This is a genomic window from Metabacillus halosaccharovorans, assembly GCF_002019635.1.
GTDB lineage: Bacteria > Bacillota > Bacilli > Bacillales > Bacillaceae > Metabacillus > Metabacillus halosaccharovorans.
This window is the reverse complement of sequence record NZ_KV917372.1, coordinates 1049360-1068755: the sequence shown is the minus strand read 5'-3', so window position 1 is coordinate 1068755 and position 19396 is coordinate 1049360. Positions and strand designations below refer to the sequence as shown.

Genomic DNA, 19396 nt, shown 5'->3' with positions numbered 1-19396 from the left:
CTCCTCATATGATTAAGATAATCTATTTTACCATAGTTTGTTTTTTTGTTTAAGTAAATCGTATCTTTTGGCAATAACGGTCAATTTAAGACGAAAAGGATTGTAGAGAAGGATATCGAATATATAGTTAAATAAAAGTTATGGGGGAAGCGATGAGTTATTTACCAGATCAGTTTGTCAGGACTATAAAGTCAATTCATAAGCAAAAAGGAGATAAATGGCTAGAAGATTTTGATGACTTAAAGCGTTACTGTGAATTAAAATGGGATTGTGACATTCTCCAACCATATGAATTATCTTATAATTTTGTTGCTCCTGCAGTAAAAAAAGATGGTAGTTTTATTGTTGTAAAATTTGTTGTGCCCCATGGAAAAGAATTTTTACAAGAGGTTGAGGCGTTAACCTATTTACAGAGTAGTACGATAGTAAGATTACTAGATGTAGAGGTTGATAAAGGGATAATAGTTTTGGAACATATTTCGCCGGGAGAAAAGCTATATACCGTTAACAATGATGAAGATGCAACATTCATTATGGCGAATGTTATGAAAAATTTGTGGACTGATGTTCCACCAAAAAGTTCAATATTAACTATTTTTCAAAGAGAAGAAGAGTTTAAAAAGATTCGTTTCCATCATAAGGATGGAATTGGACCGATTACAGCTGATATGTTAATTGAAGCAGAAATAATTTTCTCAGAACTTACAAGTTCAATTGAAAAGTTATTTTTGCTTCATGGTGATCTTCATCATCATAATGTTTTATTCTCAAATCATCATAAATGGATTGCTATCGATCCTAAAGGCCTAATTGGAGAAAGAGAATATGATGTTATTCAATTTCTCTTGAATAAAGTACCTTCGGAGAATTATTTAGAGGTTTTGGAAAGGCGGATTGACATACTAGTTGACCAATTACTTTTAAAAAAAGATCGAATCATTTTATGGGGCTTTTGCCATTCTATCCTAAGTTTATATTGGGATATTGAAGACTTTGGTAAAGTAAATGAACATACATGGAGCATCGTTAGATCATTTGAATGTTTAATGAAAAAAAGTAAACGGAGCTAAAATCTTTTATGATGTTAATTTATGTAAAACTAAGTTAAAATTAGTAAGATAAAACATTCATGAAGGAGATTGATGATGAGTCAAAATTTTATAAAAATTGAAGAAGGAAAAAATTCTCATAAACGCTATATTAGTTCACTTCTTGTTATATTAGCTTTTATGGTTATTTTAGGTACTCTTGCATACATAGTTGCTTTAATCATTGGTGAAGTCATAAACCCTGGCCTTCTTGATATCGAAACAGGTTTAGTAACAGATCCGCTTGTAGACCTTTATTTATTGCATCTTCAGAGTATCTTATTGGTTATTGGGTTATTTATTGCTGTTAAATTTATATTAAAAAGAAGATTTATTTCGATCATTACCCCAGCCGATAAGCTTAATTGGGGAAAAATTGGGTATGGCTTTCTGGTTTTCCTTATAATTCTGGGTGTTTTTTCTTTTATTGATTTTATAATTTTTCCTAATGATTATCACTTGAATGACTTTGATTTGTCGAGGTTTCTATGGTTATTAGTAGCTGTTATTTTCCTTGTACCTATTCAAACAACTTCCGAGGAATTATTGTTTAGGGGCTTTTTACTGCAGTGGGGAGGGAAATTTACACAAAATCCAATTATTTTAACTATTATTGTTGGTGGAATCTTTGGAAGTCTTCATTTCTTTAATCCTGAGATGGAATATGGAGCATTTTGGGTTGCGTTAGATTACCTTTCTATGGGCTTTATATGGACCTATATTTCTATCAAAACAAATAGTTCCGAATTTTCAATTGGTGCTCATGCAGCAAATAATATGTTTCTCTGTCTATTTTTAACAATGGAGGACACTGTATATGGTGATATTCCTTCCTTGTTTGTCACGACAAATGTGAATGCCATGATATCAACTTTAACAACAATCGTGACCGGGATTATATTCTCCATTATTGTTTTTAGGAAAAATAAAAAAGCTGCAATCTAAAAAAGCGTGCAAACTATGCATGCTTTTTTAAATAAAGCTGTTATTCCGACCTTCCAGAATATGCTCAATTAAGGTCAAATGTATGGTTGCCCATGCCTTTTCTCTAAAGTGTAAGATAACGCTAAGGATTAAAATGGACAGATAAACTGTAATGAAAATAAAAAATGGCATACTTCCGTTTGTGAATAAAAATTCTTGAAGTTGTTTGGAGAATAGAAACAGCAGCCATGGTCCTGCCGAAACAAAAACAGGTATCATTCCCATTCCATTTTTTTCTTTTAACATTCGATAATAGATTTTCTCCAAAGTCGCGGTATCGATTTTTTTATAAAATGTTTTCATAGTAGATATTTCTCTTAGTTCATTTAATTCATGTAATGGTTCACCGTTGTCTGATATCCTTTTAAATTTCAAGTATAATTTATGTGCATCCCCACGTGTTGAAAACATTAATGTAAACCTCCATTCTATACCCTAAAATCGTTAACAAATTTCAGATGAAATATACTTAAAAAGAGGAATAGAGTAAAAGGAAGGATAAGAATTAGGTTTATTTTTAATTATGTGGTATGCTAGAGGTACCATTTTAATACTTGTAGCAAGACTTCGACCACTCATTTTTGAGTGGCTTTTTTATTTTCAAGAAATTTCGAAGATTAATCGACTAAATGAATGATTTTAAATGTTGAGTATAAGTATAACTATAACTCGGCGGATTTTTTATAAAAAAAAGAAGGCCTCTAAAATAGAGACCTTCATGTCTTATATCAATCAGTTAATTATAATTTTGTAACGTTAACTGCTTGAAGACCGCGTTGACCTTGCTCAGTGTCAAAAGAAACTTTTTGACCTTCGTCTAAAGATTTAAATCCTTCGCCTTGGATAGCTGAGAAATGTACGAATACGTCGTCTCCACCTTCAACTTCGATGAAACCGAAACCTTTTTCTGCGTTAAACCATTTTACTGTACCTTGTTGCATAATTGTTGCCTCCTGTGTGGAAATTCCACGTTTTATTACTATCCTTGCTCAATTAGATATCAAAGGCGAAAAGTTTAAACCACTTATTCTTTCCTTACAGACCGAACAAAAATAATTCTTACTTATCATAACAGAAATAAAAGGGAAAAGCAAATAGTGAATAGGTATTATTAAAAAATCTTCTTTTTTCTAAGAGTGGATTGATTTGTTGTATTCATTGCTATCACTATGATTATCCATTATAATAGGCATGTCCATAAAAGTATATATAGTAGTAAAAATACTTACTTTTAAAGAAATAGGGTAGACAACCCTTTATTAATGGAGGAGTTATATGATTCAAGTGACAAATGTTAGCTTACGATTTGGTGATCGAAAGCTTTTTGAAGATGTAAATATTAAATTTACACCTGGTAACTGTTATGGATTAATTGGTGCTAATGGTGCTGGAAAATCGACATTTTTAAAAATATTATCAGGGGAAATTGAAGCTCAAACTGGTGATGTGAGTATGGCACCGGGGGAACGATTAGCGGTATTAAAACAGAACCATTTTGAATACGAAGAGTTTGAAGTTCTAAAAACAGTCATAATGGGGCATAAACGTCTTTATGAGGTTATGCAAGAAAAAGACGCGATCTATATGAAGGAAGATTTTACAGATGAAGATGGAATGAAAGCAGCTGAGCTTGAAGGAGAATTTGCCGAACTAAACGGATGGGAAGCTGAAAGTGAAGCAGCTATACTTCTAAAAGGTCTGGGAATTACTGAAGAGCTTCATTCGAAAAAAATGGCTGAACTAACGGGTGGAGATAAGGTCAAGGTTTTATTAGCACAGGCATTATTTGGCCAACCTGATGTTCTGTTACTAGATGAGCCGACAAACCACCTTGATATTCATGCAATTCAGTGGTTGGAAGAGTTTCTTATTAACTTTGAAAATACGGTTATCGTTGTATCACATGACCGTCACTTCTTAAATAAAGTATGTACACATATTGCTGATCTTGATTTTTCTAAGATCAAAATCTATGTTGGTAACTATGATTTCTGGTATGAGTCAAGTCAATTAGCATTAAAATTAGGCCAGGAAGCAAATAAGAAAAAAGAAGAAAAAATTAAAGAACTTCAAAACTTCATTGCTAGATTTAGTGCGAATGCATCTAAATCAAAACAGGCAACATCAAGAAAAAAATTATTAGACAAAATTACCCTAGATGATATTCAACCTTCTTCCCGTCGCTATCCATATGTAAACTTCACACCAGAACGTGAAATCGGAAACGATGTATTACGTGTAGAAGGATTATCTAAAACAATAGATGGAGTAAAAGTTTTAGATAATATAAGCTTTATTATGAACAAGGAAGATAAAATTGCGTTAGTTGGTCGTGACGAGATTGCGATTACTACATTATTTAAAATTTTAGCGGGAGAAATGGAGCCTGATAGCGGGACATTTAAATGGGGTGTAACGACGTCACAGGCTTATTTTCCAAAAGACAATGGAGAGTATTTCAAAGGTGATGAGCCAACATTAGTCGATTGGCTGCGTCAATATTCTCCAAATGATCAAAGTGAAAGCTTTTTACGCGGGTTCTTGGGAAGAATGTTATTTTCTGGAGAAGAAGTATTGAAAAAACCAAGCGTCTTATCCGGGGGAGAGAAAGTTCGTTGCATGCTATCTAAAGCAATGTTAAGCGGAGCGAATGTCCTGTTATTAGATGAGCCTACAAACCACTTGGATCTAGAATCTATTACAGCGTTAAATAATGGTTTAACAGTTTATAAAGGTGCAATGATTTTTACATCTCATGACCACCAATTTGTCCAAACAATTGCAAATCGTATCATCGAAATAACACCAAACGGGACTGTAGATAAACAAATGACATACGATGAATTTCTTGAAGATGAACAAGTTCAAAAACAAGTGAAAGAACTTTACATTTAAAAAATGTTTTAATAAGCCAAGCATCTAAACATAGACGCTTGGCTTATTTGTTTTGAGCTTAAATCACTAGAGTATTTAGCTGCTTTTGTAACATGGAATGATCTAAGTTTTCTCCAATAAATACAAGAGTTTGTTTTCGATTCACTGGCTCCTTCATATATAGAGGCATACCGTAGGAATATTGAAAAAGAAATGATTCTTTTGAATGACTAAAACGAATATAGCCTTTTATACGAAAGATTGTATCAGGCATCTCTCTCAAAAAATCTTCAAATTTTTCTAAATCGATCGGATTAGCAAAAGTATGTACATAGCTTCTTAGGTGAAGATGATTGTGAACATGTGCTTGTTCATGTTGTTGCTTCTTGTTCATTTTATTTATCTGAATGGATGATAGAGGAATTCTGGCAAATTCAGTCATAAACAGTTTACCCGTTGGATTTATTGATTGTATTTCAGAGACGATCTTTGCTTTTTCACTTTCAGATAAAGAATCAACTTTGTTAAGAAGAACAACATCTGCATGTTCAACTTGTTCGATCAGTAATTTACGTAATTGAATGCTTAAACCGGTTCGATTTTGCCACCTATTTGCATCCACTATTGTTAATATGGCTTTTACTTCAAGTTTTTCTGCGAAAAGCGGGGACAAGCAGGCATCCAAGACTTCGATTGGGTGTGCAACACCAGTTGTTTCAATATATATAGCATCGAGGTCATATTCTCGAAGCATGTTTTCTAACTGTACTTCAAGCTGCCCTTGGATCGTACAGCAAACACAGCCATTTAGCAGTTCCTTTAGAGGAGTCTCTTCAGGGATCATATTTGAATCGATTGAGACTTCACCAAGTTCATTCATTACGACGGCTATTTTACGATGATTCTGTTGTTCCTCTGAAAGGATATTTTGAAGAAGTGTGGTTTTTCCAGCACCTAAAAAACCAGATAAAATATATACTTCGACTTGCTTCATAAAAAAACTCCTTATCTATACAAATAAACTATTGTCCTGTTTTTCCTTATGAAAAGGGCTGACAACAGTCAGCCCATTATAAAACTAAAAAGCCCATGTTCCATTTCGGAAGATCGCTTCAGATGTTCCATCTTTTCTGATACCATCAATATTCATGTCAGCTGAACCGATCATAAAGTCAACATGTGTTATGCTGGAATTTACACCTACTTTTTCTAATTCTTCACGAGACATTTTCTTTCCGCCTTCTACACAAAATGCATAACCGTTTCCGATTGCTAAGTGATTTGATGCATTTTCATCAAAAAGTGTGTTGTAAAAAAGGATACCGGATTGAGAAATAGGTGAATCATGTGCAACTAATGCAATTTCTCCTAAATAGTGTGAACCTTCATCTGTTTCAACAAGTTGTTTTAATACTTCTTCACCTTTTTCTGCTTGTACAGAAACAATTCTTCCATTTTCAAATGTTAGTGAAAAATTATCAATTAAATTTCCGCTATAGCTTAGAGGTTTTGTGCTTTTCACAATACCGTTTACACCATTTCGTAGTGGTACCGTAAAAACTTCTTCTGTAGGCATATTTGCCATAAAGAAATTTCCCTTTTCATTTTCACTTCCAGCCCCAACCCAGGTATGAGTTTCATGAAGTTCGATTGTCAAATCTGTTCCCGTAGCTTTATAGTGAAGCTTTTTATACTTTTTATTATTTAAGTAATCCACTTTTGTATGTAAGTTTTCATTATGCTGATTCCAAGCTGTGACAGGATCTTCCTGATCCGCACGAGTTGTCTTGAAAATAGCTTCCCATAGCTTTTCAACTTGTTTGTCTTCATGTTCGTTTGGAAAGACCTTTTGTGCCCATTTCTTTGAAGCAGCTGCAATAACAGACCAACTAGCTTTATCTGCTTGTAAATAATTTCGATACTTTGATAGTGCCATTCCGGCAGCTTTGGTCGATGCAGCGATTCTCTTTGGATCTATACCGCTTAAAAGATCAGGATCAGAAGAGATAATGGACATAAATGCACCATCATTTTCAGCTAAAGTCTCAAGACCTCTTGCTTTCCATTCAGGATAATCGCTTAAAGATTCTTCAGAAGCAAGTTCAAAACGAGTTCGAGTGATCACATCATCGCTCCACTCAACATAAACATTTCGAGCACCTGCCTCATATGCTTTTTTTACAACAAGGCGAACAAAATCAACTACTTCTATTGATGCGTTTATTGTTAAATTTTGGTTTGGTTGAAGATTAACTCCTACACGAACAGCAAGGTCCGCATATTTCTCCAAGCTTTTTTGAAAATTTGTCAAATTAAACACTCCTTCTTATCAGGAAAATATGTAAAAACTGCTAAACTCATTTCATTATTATTGTAACAAAACAAATCAATAGATGAAATGTTAAAGCCCTTTCATAAGTTAAATTACTTTCAGTTAGAATGGAAAATGAATACAATAGGAAGTAACGAGGTGATGACGTGAATTATTTGGATGAACAATTTATTAAAACATCAGATCAAAGAAAATGGCTAATGAAAACAGAAAAGTTATCTAAGGAATTCGCTAAACGAGCAGACTATTATGATCGGAATGGAGCATTTCCATTTGAAAATTTTGATGCATTAAAGACAGAAGGATACCTTCAGCTTACCATTCCTAAAGAATTCGGGGGACATGGATTAAGTTTATATGAATTTTTATTAGTTCAGGAAAAAATTGCGCAGGGTGATGGTGCGACTGCTTTGTCATTAGGTTGGCATTTAGGGTTAATGATGCATTTACACGCAACAAAAAAATGGGATGAAGAGATATATAAGCGTGTTTGCCAAGATGTCATATTAAATAAAACATTAATTAATAGTGCTGCAACAGAACCTAACTCAGGAAGTCCGGCGAGAGGAGGAAAACCGGAGACGACAGCAGTTCGAGAAAACGATACTTGGATTATTAACGGAAAAAAAATCTTTACATCATTAGCTCCAGCTCTTGATTATTTTATTGTTCCTGCAACAATTGAAGAAACAGGTGAAATCGGGGATTTTCTAATCCCTAGAGAAACACCGGGAGTTGTAATTGAAGAAACGTGGGATACTGTTGGCATGCGTGCAACAAGAAGTGATGACCTTATCTTAACTAATGTTCGCCTTCAGGAGAGTGCTTTAGTTGAAAGAAAAGAGAAGAAGGAGCGACCGTCAGCTCAAGGATGGCTGCTTCATATTCCAGCCTGTTACATTGGAATAGCTCTTGCTGCGAGAAATGAAGCTGTTAGTTTTGCAAAAACCTATCAGCCGACAAGCCTGCCTCATCCTATTAAAGAGGTGCCAGAGGTAAGGCGGAAGATCGCGGAAATAGATATTAAGTTAACGACTGCAAGAACATTATTATATACCACAGCTGATAAATGGGATGAATCACCTCAACAGGAGAGAGGGAAGTTGGCTTACGATTTAGCAATAACAAAGATGATTGTCACGAACACAGCAGTAGAAGTAGTTGATTTAGCAATGAGAATAGTTGGCGGTCAAAGTTTGTACTCTTCAAATCCTCTTCAAAGGTATTATCGTGATGTGAGGGCAGGATTGCATAATCCACCTTCCGATGATATCACGTATAAAATTTTAGGTGATCGGGCTTTTAGTGAGTAATTAAAAGCATTCAAGTAGGGTAATGTAGACATTAACCCCTTGAATGCTTTTTTTTATATGTATATTTTATATATCAGCCGCAAACCCGATAAAATACAATACTGCACCTCCAAACATTAATATTCCGATTACATAGAGATTTATAATCGATCCAATTAAAGCCTTTTTGTTCATCATCGATACAAATGAATATGCGAATCCAAACATTAAAATAATAACAAAGACGGGAATTGTATAGGAGCCTCCCCACCCGCTAAAAAATAAAAACAGAGCAGTAATAGGAAATGAAAATGGGATGATATGTTGAGTAGTGTTTTTATGTTCAATAAACATACTTCCTAAAAACCTCACTTTTTCTTATTCGCTGACAGCTTGCACAATTTCATCATTATCAGTAGGAGTACCTGGCATATTTGCTAGTGAAACACTCATGCCACCCATAATAATAACCGCTAATGTTAAACTGATGATAAAACGTCTACTTAGATCTTTCACTCATGTACCTCCTTAGGTATTATTGATTAAATAAAAAACAAATCATAACTTTTTACCACTAGTAAACCAGATATAATGTATTCATGAATAAAAGAATTGATGCAACTTATTTTGTGAAAATTCTTGGAAAGATAGAAAAGAGGCTCATATTTATAATAAAAAAGGATTAAACCTACTTGTATCATGTTTCCTTTGATGAAGTAGGTTTAATCCTTTTATCTTGTTAATTTTTGAATTACTTTGCTACTCTTAGTAATTTGTTTATCACAGAAAGAGATCTGCCTGTACCTATTGCAACTGATTCCAACGGATTAGGAGCTATATGAACCGGGACAATCATTTCTTCACTTACCCATTCTTGCAGTCCCTTCATTAATGCACCGCCTCCGGTTAAGATGACACCACGGTCTACAATATCACCACTTAATTCCGGTGGGCAATCTTCTAGTGTCGCTCGAATTGCTTCTAAAATGTGTAGCAGTGACTCTTTCATTGCTTCTTGCATTTCGGTAGATGTGACAGTTATTGTTTTTGGTAATCCTGTCACTAAATCCCGACCCCTGATTTCCATTGATTCCTTTTCATGTTGAATTAATGCATAACCAATCTCCATTTTCATTTGTTCGGCCGTTCTCTCACCAATTAATAGGTTGTAATGTTTACGTACATATTGAATGATATCCTCATCTAATTGATCTCCGCCTATCCGAATGGAGTGGCACGTAACAACACCGCCAAATGAAATAATTGCTACTTCAGTAGTCCCTCCGCCAATGTCAACAATTACGTTAGCGATCGGTTCATCTACTGGTAAATCAGCACCAATGGCAGCCGCCACAGGTTCTTCAATTAAATGAACTTGTTTAGCTCCTGAGCTACGTATTGCATCCTGTATTGCTCTTCTTTCCACAGAGGTTGCTCCTGAAGGTGTACAAACAACAACTGTCGGTTTTCTTACGGACATTCCTAGCTTTTTTGATGCAATTCTCATTATATGTTTTAACATATCGGTGGTAATGTCATAATCAGCGATAACACCATCTTTTAGCGGTCTAACGGCTACAATTTGGCCTGGTGTTTTTCCAATCATGTTTTTGGCTTCAGAACCAACAGCTAATACCTTCTTCGAAACAGTATCAATAGCGACTACAGATGGTTCGTTCAGGATAATTCCTTTGTTTTTTGTATAAACAAGTATATTGGCTGTTCCTAGATCTATTCCAATTTCAGTTGTTGAAAACATAATTTATACTACCTCTTTTCATCATAACTTATATATAGAGTTTGTAGAACTTTGTTGTTTTTTGGGGGCTTTCCTCGAGTTGAAAAGAGAACGTCATTCCTTTGTCATAAATGTAATATTTAACTTTCAATATATTTTTTAGAATAATATTCTTTAATAGTTAAAAGCTTTAAAGCTAAAGTAATTTAAAGTAGAGAGGCCAAATCAAAATAATCCATGTGAAATCGTGTTGTTTGTCTGACAAAGTAATATTCTTCGTGAGAAAAACTGCCAGGAATATTGATAAATTAAGTTATTTTTGAAGTTGTAAAACTACTTATAATGACCTAGATAATGAGAGGAATATAGGGAAAAAGAACTTATTTTAATTTTCAGAAAATAGAATATTCGAACTATTTATTATATTCATATAAGGATTATAATAATGTTGTAGTATTTAATAATTTTAGTAGAATCATTTGAATTCTAAAGACTTTCTACTAAATGAAGGGGGATTTAAGTGAGGAAATTGAATAGGGGTAAACAGGAGAAAAACAGGCGGTGGCAAACCACGTTAAAAATTACCGCGAGCTCGGTCGTTATGGGGGGACTTTTATTTAGTACATATTTACCTAATGGTTCAAACGTCCAAGCAGTGAGTAAAGTACAAGAATCTGCACCTATTGATTGGAATATTATTCCTGAAGAAAGATTAGCAAACTCATTAAAAGAACAAGGTCTTGTTTCGAAGAATGCTAGTAGTCAGCAAGTGAAAAATGCAGTAAAGGAATATGTTGAGAAAAAACAAGGTGAGAAGCCTGGTAAGGTATCTGATAAACATGAAGATGAAGTGTTAATGGACAAGAAAACAAAGGATTTTCTTACAAAACAAAAGGACAAGCTAGCTAAACAACTTAGCAAAGGTCATGAAAATTATAAAAAAGGTAAACCAAATGGTGCAGTGAAAGTAAAATCAGCAAAGCAGGCACCTTACAATGGCGATGTCCGCAAGGATAAGGTTTTAGTTCTTTTGACTGAATTTGAAGATTTTAAACACAATAATGTTGTTCAAGAAGATGGATATATGTATGCTGAAGACTTTAATCGAGAGCATTATGAAAAGTTAATGTTTGGTGATAAAGAATTCAAACTGTTTAACGGAGACAAAGTGAAAACGTTTAAACAATATTATGAAGAACAGTCAGGTGGAAGCTATACGGTAGATGGTACGGTATCAGATTGGCTGACAGTCCCAGGTAAGGCAGCTGACTATGGTGATGATAACCCTGAAGGAGGACATGACAACTTGGATCCTCAGGGGCCGCGTGATTTAGTAAAAGAGGCGTTGGATGCTGCGGTTGAAAATGGAATAGATTTATCCGAATTTGATGAGTTTGATTTATACGATTTAGATGGTGATGGAAATCAAAATGAACCAGACGGTTTAGTCGATCATCTTATGATTATTCACGCAGGTACAGGTCAAGAAGCGGGTGGAGGACAGCTTGGAGATGATGCTGTTTGGTCTCATCGCTGGACATTAGATGGCGTCTATTCTATCCCTGGATCTCAAGCTAATGTTGACTATTGGGGAGGTCAAATGGGTGCGTTTGACTATACAATTCAACCCGAGGATGGAGCCGTTGGTGTTTTCGCACATGAATTTGGTCATGATTTAGGGTTGCCAGATGAATACGATACACAATATACAGGGCAAGGTGAGCCTGTTGCTTCATGGTCGATCATGAGTGGTGGAAGCTGGAATGGTAAAATTGCTGGAACAGCCCCTACAAGTTTTTCTCCGCAAAATAAGGAGTTCTTCCAAACGACTATGGGAGGTAATTGGGCAAACATATTAGAGGTAGATTATGAACAGATTACGAAACTAGGTATTGCATCGTATATTGATCAAAGTGTAACAAAATCAAAGAACCCTGGTATAGTAAAAGTAAATTTACCACAGAAAAATGTTAAGGGTTTCTTGCCTGATGAAGCTGGAGGGGAGAATTATTACTACAGCACAAAAGGTGACGACCTTCATACAAATCTTCTAACACCGGAATTTGATTTAACAAATGCAACATCTGCAGAATTTAAGGCGTTGCAATGGTTTGAAGTTGAATATGATTATGACTATGTCTATGTAAATGCTGTAACAAGCGATGGACAAACTGTTCAGTTAGACGTAATCGGTGATGAAAATACTGAAGGTGGTATGGAAACGACAAATGGTAAATGGGTGGAAAAAACATATGATTTGAGTCAATTTGCAGGTGAAAAGGTTAAACTTGTTTTCGAATATGTAACAGATGGAGGCTTAGCTCCACAAGGATTTGCTCTTGATAACATTTCAGTTACAGCTGATGGCACAGAAATTTTTTCAGATGATGCAGAAAGTGAAGCGTTAGTAACATTAGATGGATTTATTACTTCTAACGGGTTTTCAAAAGCGAATAATCATTACTATCTTGAGTGGAGAAACTACGCTGGATCTGATAAAGCTTTAGCATATTCTCGTGAAGCAGTATATAATACAGGTTTGCTAGTTTGGTACGCAGATGAAAGCTACACAGATAACTGGGTGGGTGTTCATCCGGGCCAAGGTTTCCTTGGTGTTGTTGATTCACATCCTAAGGCGGTCTATGGTACATTAAACGGACAGAAAACTGTAGCTCAAAGTACTCGTTATCAAATTGCAGATGCTGCGTTTTCATTGGATAAAACGCCAAGTTTCTTTGTGGATTCTCCTACACGTGGAGCATACGAATTTGTAGGTCTCAAAGGAGTGAAAAAGTTTGATGATTCCAATAAGTATATCGATTCTGTAATCCCGGATGCTGGTCGACTTATTCCAAATCATGGCTTAAAGTTTGAGGTGATTGGCGAAGCAAAAGACAACTCGGCAGGCGCTGTATGGATTTATAAATAAATTAATAACTAACTCATACTCTTCATTCGGAGGGAAATGAGTTAGTTTTTCTTTTTCTGTAATAAATGTTATTTTTTTCTCAATAAACCCAAAAACAATATTCACTATCATAATTCGATGAACTAAAATATATTTTGGTTGTTTTGATTACCTTAAATAGTAGTTTTATCATTTAAAAGTTCAATATTACTAAAATTACGGAAAATGATTCTCGTGTTATACTTAGATTTATGTAAACGATAGGACCAATTAATACAAGGGTGATGAAATGTTTCAAAAAGCAGAAGAACTTTTAAAAGAATACTTTGGTTATACCTCTTTTCGTAAAGGACAAGAGGATATAATAAAAAATTTATTGGCAGGCAATGATACATTAGCTATTATGCCAACTGGTGGGGGAAAGTCAATCTGTTATCAAATTCCAGCATTATTACTGGAAGGGATTACGATTGTTATATCACCGTTAATTTCTCTAATGAAAGATCAGGTAGATGCACTGACAAGTGTTGGTATTTCTTCTACTTTTATAAATAGCAGTTTATCCTCAGAAGAACTGAAAGAAAGAATAATCGAATTGAGCGCAGGTGAGTACAAAATCGTGTATATCGCTCCAGAGAGATTAGAGTCTGCCTCATTTCGTGACCTGCTTGTTTCTCTACCGATTTCCATGGTAGCAATTGATGAAGCACACTGTATTTCACAGTGGGGGCATGATTTTCGACCAAGCTATAGAAATATCGCACATATGATTTCGATCCTACAAATAAAACCGTTGGTTGTTGCCTTAACGGCTACAGCAACAAAAGAAGTAACAGCAGATATCTGTCAGTTGTTGGATCTAAATCAGGAGCATACATTTGTTACTGGTTTTACAAGGGATAATTTAACATTTAATGTGATAAAAGGTGAAAATAAACGCGATTTTATTTTGAAATATCTAAAAGCAAATCCAAGTGAACAAGGCATTATCTATGCAGCAACTCGCAAGGAAGTTGATGAATTATCAAATTTTCTAGAGAAAAGCGGATTTGAATGCGGTAAATATCATGCTGGTATGTCTGAACATGCCAGAGCTGCACAACAGGATCAATTTCTGTTTGATGAATTTCAGATTATGATTGCTACGAATGCATTTGGTATGGGGATTGATAAATCGAATGTTCGTTATGTCATTCATCATAATCTACCCAAAAATATTGAAGCATATTATCAAGAAGCAGGACGCGCCGGAAGAGATGGTGAACCGAGTGAATGTTTTATTTTGTTTGCAGGACAAGATATACAGCTTCAGAAGTTTTTGATTGAGCAATCAAGCCTGAATCATGATAAGAAGATCCATGAATACCAAAAGCTTCAGCAAATGGTGGACTTATGTCATACAGAAAAATGCATCCAATCCTATATAGTTGAATACTTTGGTGAAAAAATCCCTGAAGTGGATTGTGGGAAATGCATGAATTGCCGTGATACGCGTACTAAGATTGAAGTGACCAGAGATGCCCTTATGGTATTTTCATGTGTAAAGCGAATGAATGAGAAATTCGGTAAAACAATGGTTGCACAAGTATTGAGAGGATCGAATAATAAACGAATATCTCAATTCGAATTTCATAATCTCACAACATACGGCCTTATGAAAAGTAAAACAGAAAAACAAATTGTTGATTTTATTGATTTTTTAATAGCTGAAGGATACTTGTCATTAACAAATGCTCAATATCCTGTAATACTGCTCACGAAGAAGGCTATAGAGGTATTGGTGGAGAAAAAGCAAGTGTTCAAAAAAGAACAAATGACTGTTCAAGCTATCCAAGTGAATGATGAATTATTTGATAAGTTGAAGATAATAAGGAGAGATCTTGCAACAGAATTAGGTGTCCCACCTTATATAATATTTTCGGATAGTAGTTTAAGGGATATGAGTAATAAATGTCCAACAAATGATGAGGATTTTCTGGAAGTTAAGGGTGTTGCTCAAACAAAGTTAGAACGCTATGGAGAGGTATTTATTTCTGCTATTTGTGAGTATGTTAAGGTAGAAAGAACCAAGTCCAGTGCTCAAGTTATAAGCAAAAAAGTAATTGAAAACCACGATAAAACGCCAAGCCACCTTATAACATTTCAATTGTTTATTGAAGACGTAACGATTAAAGAAATTAGCGAACAACGAGAGTTAACCGAAATCACCGTTCAAAATCATATTATTCGTGCTATTGAAGAAGGTCAATCTATTGATTGGTCAAGAATTCTTACTGAAAAGCAAGAAGAAATAATAAAAAATAAAATTAAAGAATTTGGGGCGGATTTATTAAAGCCGCTTAAAGAAAACTTACCAAATCACATCGATTATTTTCAAATAAAAGCAGTAATTAGTAAATTGAAAATGGATAGAGTGAAAAATTAAAAGAAGCGCACATCTGGTTATAACAAGATGTGCGTACTTTTTATGTACTTAAATGTTTATTTTGTACTTTACTTATACTGAATTTCAATATAGAAGGAACAAAGCTAATAATAAAAATTAATCGGATGAATTGCAGGGAACTTACTATTGCAGGATCTGCACCTATTGTAGATGAGGTTAACACCATTTCAACAAGACCGCCTGGTGCGAATGATAGCATCGCCGTTCCTATATCTATATCCGTTATAAGAGTGAACACATAACCAAATCCAAAACTAGCTCCAATTAATAAAATAGTTGATAGTAAATAAAGTCCACAATATTTTCCTCCGCTTTTTAGATCTTGAAATGTAATCATTAAACCAAAACCTACACCGATAGATACCTGAGCAAAAACAAGTAAAAAATCATGAAATACAGGTAAATTCAAGCCGATGATATTTAATAAAGCTGTCGTAAGGAGTGGTCCAATAACAAATGCTGCAGGTAAAACTTTTCTAAGGCTCCATCCAACTAAGCCAGCTAGTATATACCAACCAAACGCTAAATTACTTGTGTTAACATCCGTAGTAACAATTGTTTGTGCAATTTGATTTGTGCTAAACATATGTTGAATTGTAAAGGGTACCAAAAAAACGACAGTTAAAAGTCTAACAGTCTGAAAAATTGTTACAAGAGATGAGTTCGCTTGAACAGATTCACTTGCTGCAACCATTTCAGTTAATCCACCAGGTATGGATGCGAAAATACTTGTGTTTCGATCGATATTGACAATTTTACTAATTAAGACACCGTTTATCACGCTAATGATAATCAATAATATTGTAACAACTAAAAAAGGTAGTATATAAGGTCCTACTAGAAGAAAGGTTTCTTTTGTGAAAGAAAGACCAAAAGATATTCCTAGTATAATAAAAGAGCTGTTTTTTAAAATACTAGGTTGTGAGAATTGATCATAATCCGTAAAAATAGATCGCCATAAGATCAAGAAGGTCATAGGCCCTAATATCCATGCGAGTGGAATGTGGCAAAGATAAAAAATATATCCACCTAAAAAACCAATAATATAGGGGAAGATGGTCGCTTTAATTTTATTCAATATCTAATCCTCCAGTGAATATCACCAAATAATCAAAACTTAAGCATGTAAACCATTTCGGTTATGTCATCATTTATTCTTTCCATTTTATCATAATTCCTGTTGTATGATGATTAGTTCTTCTGTAAAAGAATTCTGATTTATGGTACGATTTTTTAGAAAGCATTAAACGATCTTTGGCATGAAAATGTTATGAAGGATCTTATGGAGTAAATTTGGCTATTACCATTCAAATTGACAACAAACCGAGATTTTCTAATGGTTGGTATGTGGAGGAGTACTTATGGGAAAAGAATTTGCAGTTATTGGACTTGGGCGGTTTGGAGGTAGTATCTGTCGTGCGTTAAGTGAAGAAGGCATGGAAGTTATGGCGATTGACACAGATGAAGATAAGGTGAATGAATTTGCTAATATTGCTTCACACGCTGTTGTTGGAGATACCACTGATGAAACAGTTTTAAAAAGTTTAGGTATACGTAACTTTGATCATGTAATCGTTGCGATAGGTGATAATATACAAGCTAGTATTTTGACAACACTTATCTTAAAAGAACTTGGAGTGAAACATATCACAGTAAAAGCTCAAAATGATTATCATGAAAAAGTACTTTCTAAAATTGGGGCAGACCGAATTGTTCATCCTGAGCGTGACATGGGGAGAAGGATTGCCCATAATATTATTTCAAACAATGTATTAGACTATTTGGAGCTGTCAGATGAACACAGTATTGTAGAAATTGTTGCAAATGAAAAACTTAATGGTCATTCTATTATTGATTTGGATATCCGTGCAAAATATGGAATCAATATAGTAGCGATGAAAAGGGATAAAGATATTATCGTTTCACCGCAAGCAAATGAGATTATTAGAAAAAATGATATCCTTATCGTTATCGGAGCGGATACAGATATCAACCGTTTTGAAAAGCGATTACTTGGGTAAAAATACAAAAGCCGTCACTTGAGTGACGGCTTTTGTATTTTTAATTAAACTTCCATAATAATCGGAAGGATCATAGGTCGACGTTTTGTTTTCTCGTATAAGAATGGTGAAAGGGTATCTGTTATTTCGTTTTTAATTTCAGACCATTGACTTGTACGACGTTCCATAATTTTATTTAAGTGTTTAGTAATTAGTGTTTGAGCATCATTGATTAAATCGCCTGATTCACGCATATACACAAATCCTCTTGAAATAATGTCAGGCCCAGCTGCAATTTTGAAATCTTTCATGTTAATGCTCACAACAACGATTACAAGACCTTCCTCAGAAAGGATACGACGGTCACGAAGCACGATATTTCCGATATCTCCAATACCGCTTCCGTCAATATATACATTTCCCGAAGGAATTTTTCCAGCTATTCCAACTTCACGATCACCGATAGCTAAAACTTCCCCGTTATCCATGATGAAGCAATTTTCTTCTTCCACACCACAATCAACAGCGTGTTTAGCATGCATTTTTTGCATCCGGTATTCACCGTGTATTGGCATGAAATACTTCGGTTTCATTAAACGAAGCATTAGTTTTTGCTCTTCTTGACCACCATGACCTGACGTATGGATATCATTAAATGGTCCGTGGATTACCTCAGCACCGGCTCTGAAAAGTTGATTAATTGTTTTACTTACACTAAGTGCGTTCCCTGGAATTGGTGAAGAAGAGAAAACAACATTATCTCCAGGTATAATTTGTATTTGACGATGAGTTCCATTAGCAATACGTGATAAAGCTGCCATTGGTTCACCCTGGCTACCTGTACAAAGTATTGTTACTCTGTGAGCTGGCATTCGATTAATTTCATGAGCATCAACAAATGTATCTTTAGGGCAACTGATATAACCTAAATCTTGTCCGATTTGAATAGCTGCTTCCATACTACGACCGAATACTGCGATTTTACGCCCATGAGATACCGCTGCTTCAACTACTTGCTGTAGTCGGTGAATATTTGATGCGAATGTTGCAAATATAATTCGTCCATCTACTTTCCGGAAAATTTCATGGATGCTGTCCCCAACACGTCTTTCAGACATTGTGAAGTTAGGGATTTCACTATTTGTACTATCTGAGAGTAAACATAATACACCGTCTCGGCCAATTTCAGCCATTTTTGTTAAGTTAGCTGGCTCACCTACAGGCGTAAAATCAAATTTGAAGTCACCAGTATGTACGATGTTACCAGGAGGTGTCTTGACAACAATTCCATAGGAGTCAGGGATACTATGTGTTGTTCTAAAAAACGTAACAGATGTTTTTCTAAACTTAATAATGTCGTCTTCTTGAAATTCAATTAATTTAGATTGACGTAAAAGGCCGTGCTCTTCTAATTTATTTCGAAGTAAACCAAGCGCTAATTTCCCACCGTAAACAGGGATATTAACTTGACGAAGTAAATATGGAATACCCCCAATATGATCTTCGTGTCCGTGCGTAATAAATAATCCCTTAATTTTATCTTCATTTTTAACTAGGTACGAATAATCAGGAATGACATAATCAATACCAAGAAGTTCATCCTCCGGGAACTTTATTCCGGCATCGATAAGAATGATTTCATCTTGAAACTGAACACCGTACGTGTTTTTACCAATTTCACCAAGTCCGCCTAATGCAAAAACTGCAACTTGGTCATTTTTTACAAATTTCATA

General features: G+C 34.8%; 16 protein-coding genes. 7 read left to right on the top strand and 9 right to left on the bottom strand.

All coding sequences use genetic code 11. The features are described 5' to 3' along the window. Positions 1–152: 152 nt before the first annotated feature. Positions 153–1070, top strand: coding sequence for an aminoglycoside phosphotransferase family protein (locus BK577_RS19555; RefSeq protein ID WP_169908392.1), 918 nt, complete (start codon positions 153–155; stop codon positions 1068–1070). 75 nt (positions 1071–1145) lie between these two features. Beyond that, on the top strand, positions 1146–2033 hold the full coding sequence (locus tag BK577_RS19550) for a CPBP family intramembrane glutamic endopeptidase (protein WP_078434491.1): 888 nt from the start codon (positions 1146–1148) through the stop codon (positions 2031–2033). Positions 2034–2060: 27 nt separating this feature from the next. Here BK577_RS19550 and BK577_RS19545 read toward each other — a convergent pair whose 3' ends face one another. Both BK577_RS19545 and BK577_RS19540 read right to left on the bottom strand, forming a co-directional pair. Continuing rightward, complete coding sequence (locus BK577_RS19545; RefSeq protein WP_078434490.1) at positions 2061–2483, bottom strand: hypothetical protein; 423 nt, start codon at positions 2481–2483, stop codon at positions 2061–2063. A 329-nt stretch (positions 2484–2812) separates the two neighbouring features. Next, entirely contained in the window at positions 2813–3013 is a 201-nt protein-coding gene (locus tag BK577_RS19540) for a cold-shock protein (protein ID WP_026560538.1), read from the bottom strand. A 334-nt stretch (positions 3014–3347) separates the two neighbouring features. On the opposite strand from BK577_RS19540, the gene BK577_RS19535 reads away from it, so the two are divergent. Continuing rightward, positions 3348–4967, top strand: coding sequence for an ABC-F family ATP-binding cassette domain-containing protein (locus tag BK577_RS19535; protein ID WP_078434489.1), 1620 nt, complete (start codon positions 3348–3350; stop codon positions 4965–4967). A gap of 58 nt (positions 4968–5025) precedes the next feature. Here BK577_RS19535 and BK577_RS19530 read toward each other — a convergent pair whose 3' ends face one another. Beyond that, the gene (locus BK577_RS19530; RefSeq protein ID WP_078434488.1) at positions 5026–5940 is read right to left on the bottom strand and encodes a CobW family GTP-binding protein; all 915 of its coding nucleotides are present in this window, start codon (positions 5938–5940) and stop codon (positions 5026–5028) included. An 84-nt stretch (positions 5941–6024) separates the two neighbouring features. Beyond that, entirely contained in the window at positions 6025–7257 is a 1233-nt protein-coding gene (locus tag BK577_RS19525) for an aminopeptidase (protein ID WP_078434487.1), read from the bottom strand. Positions 7258–7424: 167 nt separating this feature from the next. On the opposite strand from BK577_RS19525, the gene BK577_RS19520 reads away from it, so the two are divergent. After that, positions 7425–8591: an acyl-CoA dehydrogenase family protein gene (locus tag BK577_RS19520; RefSeq protein WP_078434486.1), complete on the top strand. Its 1167-nt coding sequence runs from the start codon at positions 7425–7427 to the stop codon at positions 8589–8591. A 66-nt stretch (positions 8592–8657) separates the two neighbouring features. On the opposite strand, the gene BK577_RS19515 is transcribed toward BK577_RS19520, so the two are convergent. From BK577_RS19515 to mreBH, 3 genes are all read right to left on the bottom strand, one after another. Continuing rightward, a complete protein-coding gene (locus tag BK577_RS19515) occupies positions 8658–8924 on the bottom strand; it encodes a hypothetical protein (RefSeq protein WP_078434485.1) in 267 nt (88 codons plus the stop codon). A gap of 24 nt (positions 8925–8948) precedes the next feature. Then, complete coding sequence (locus BK577_RS26125) at positions 8949–9086, bottom strand: protein YkpC (protein WP_169908390.1); 138 nt, start codon at positions 9084–9086, stop codon at positions 8949–8951. Positions 9087–9321: 235 nt separating this feature from the next. Next, positions 9322–10329, bottom strand: a complete 1008-nt coding sequence (mreBH, locus tag BK577_RS19510; RefSeq protein ID WP_078434484.1) for a rod-share determining protein MreBH — start codon at positions 10327–10329, stop codon at positions 9322–9324. Positions 10330–10909: 580 nt separating this feature from the next. Between mreBH and BK577_RS19505 the strand changes: the two genes are divergently transcribed. Beyond that, entirely contained in the window at positions 10910–13237 is a 2328-nt protein-coding gene (locus BK577_RS19505) for an immune inhibitor A domain-containing protein (RefSeq protein ID WP_078435328.1), read from the top strand. Positions 13238–13505: 268 nt separating this feature from the next. After that, positions 13506–15641 (top strand): DNA helicase RecQ, encoded by a 2136-nt coding sequence (gene recQ / locus BK577_RS19500; RefSeq protein WP_078434483.1) that lies wholly within the window; start codon positions 13506–13508, stop codon positions 15639–15641. Positions 15642–15681: 40 nt separating this feature from the next. Here the strand turns inward: recQ and BK577_RS19495 are convergent, their stop codons facing one another. Then, positions 15682–16740 carry an AbrB family transcriptional regulator gene (locus BK577_RS19495; protein WP_245823544.1) on the bottom strand — a complete coding sequence of 353 codons (1059 nt, stop codon included), beginning with the start codon at positions 16738–16740 and terminating at the stop codon, positions 15682–15684. 283 nt (positions 16741–17023) lie between these two features. On the opposite strand from BK577_RS19495, the gene BK577_RS19490 reads away from it, so the two are divergent. Continuing rightward, positions 17024–17683, top strand: coding sequence for a potassium channel family protein (locus BK577_RS19490; protein ID WP_026560529.1), 660 nt, complete (start codon positions 17024–17026; stop codon positions 17681–17683). A gap of 44 nt (positions 17684–17727) precedes the next feature. Here BK577_RS19490 and rnjA read toward each other — a convergent pair whose 3' ends face one another. Then, the gene (gene rnjA / locus BK577_RS19485; RefSeq protein WP_078434482.1) at positions 17728–19395 is read right to left on the bottom strand and encodes a ribonuclease J1; all 1668 of its coding nucleotides are present in this window, start codon (positions 19393–19395) and stop codon (positions 17728–17730) included. Between the last annotated feature and the right edge of the window lies 1 nt (position 19396).

Excerpts from the sequence above, each read along its gene's own strand:
- BK577_RS19555 (WP_169908392.1), top strand. The coding sequence starts at position 153 with ATGAGTTATTTACCAGATCAGTTTGTCAGGACTATAAAGTCAATTCAT.
- BK577_RS19550 (WP_078434491.1), top strand. The coding sequence starts at position 1,146 with ATGAGTCAAAATTTTATAAAAATTGAAGAAGGAAAAAATTCTCATAAA.
- BK577_RS19545 (WP_078434490.1), bottom strand. The coding sequence starts at position 2,483 with ATGTTTTCAACACGTGGGGATGCACATAAATTATACTTGAAATTTAAA.
- BK577_RS19540 (WP_026560538.1), bottom strand. The coding sequence starts at position 3,013 with ATGCAACAAGGTACAGTAAAATGGTTTAACGCAGAAAAAGGTTTCGGT.
- BK577_RS19535 (WP_078434489.1), top strand. The coding sequence starts at position 3,348 with ATGATTCAAGTGACAAATGTTAGCTTACGATTTGGTGATCGAAAGCTT.
- BK577_RS19530 (WP_078434488.1), bottom strand. The coding sequence starts at position 5,940 with ATGAAGCAAGTCGAAGTATATATTTTATCTGGTTTTTTAGGTGCTGGA.
- BK577_RS19515 (WP_078434485.1), bottom strand. The coding sequence starts at position 8,924 with ATGTTTATTGAACATAAAAACACTACTCAACATATCATCCCATTTTCA.
- mreBH (WP_078434484.1), bottom strand. The coding sequence starts at position 10,329 with ATGTTTTCAACAACTGAAATTGGAATAGATCTAGGAACAGCCAATATA.
- BK577_RS19505 (WP_078435328.1), top strand. The coding sequence starts at position 10,910 with ATGGGGGGACTTTTATTTAGTACATATTTACCTAATGGTTCAAACGTC.
- recQ (WP_078434483.1), top strand. The coding sequence starts at position 13,506 with ATGTTTCAAAAAGCAGAAGAACTTTTAAAAGAATACTTTGGTTATACC.
- BK577_RS19490 (WP_026560529.1), top strand. The coding sequence starts at position 17,024 with ATGGGAAAAGAATTTGCAGTTATTGGACTTGGGCGGTTTGGAGGTAGT.
- rnjA (WP_078434482.1), bottom strand. The coding sequence starts at position 19,395 with ATGAAATTTGTAAAAAATGACCAAGTTGCAGTTTTTGCATTAGGCGGA.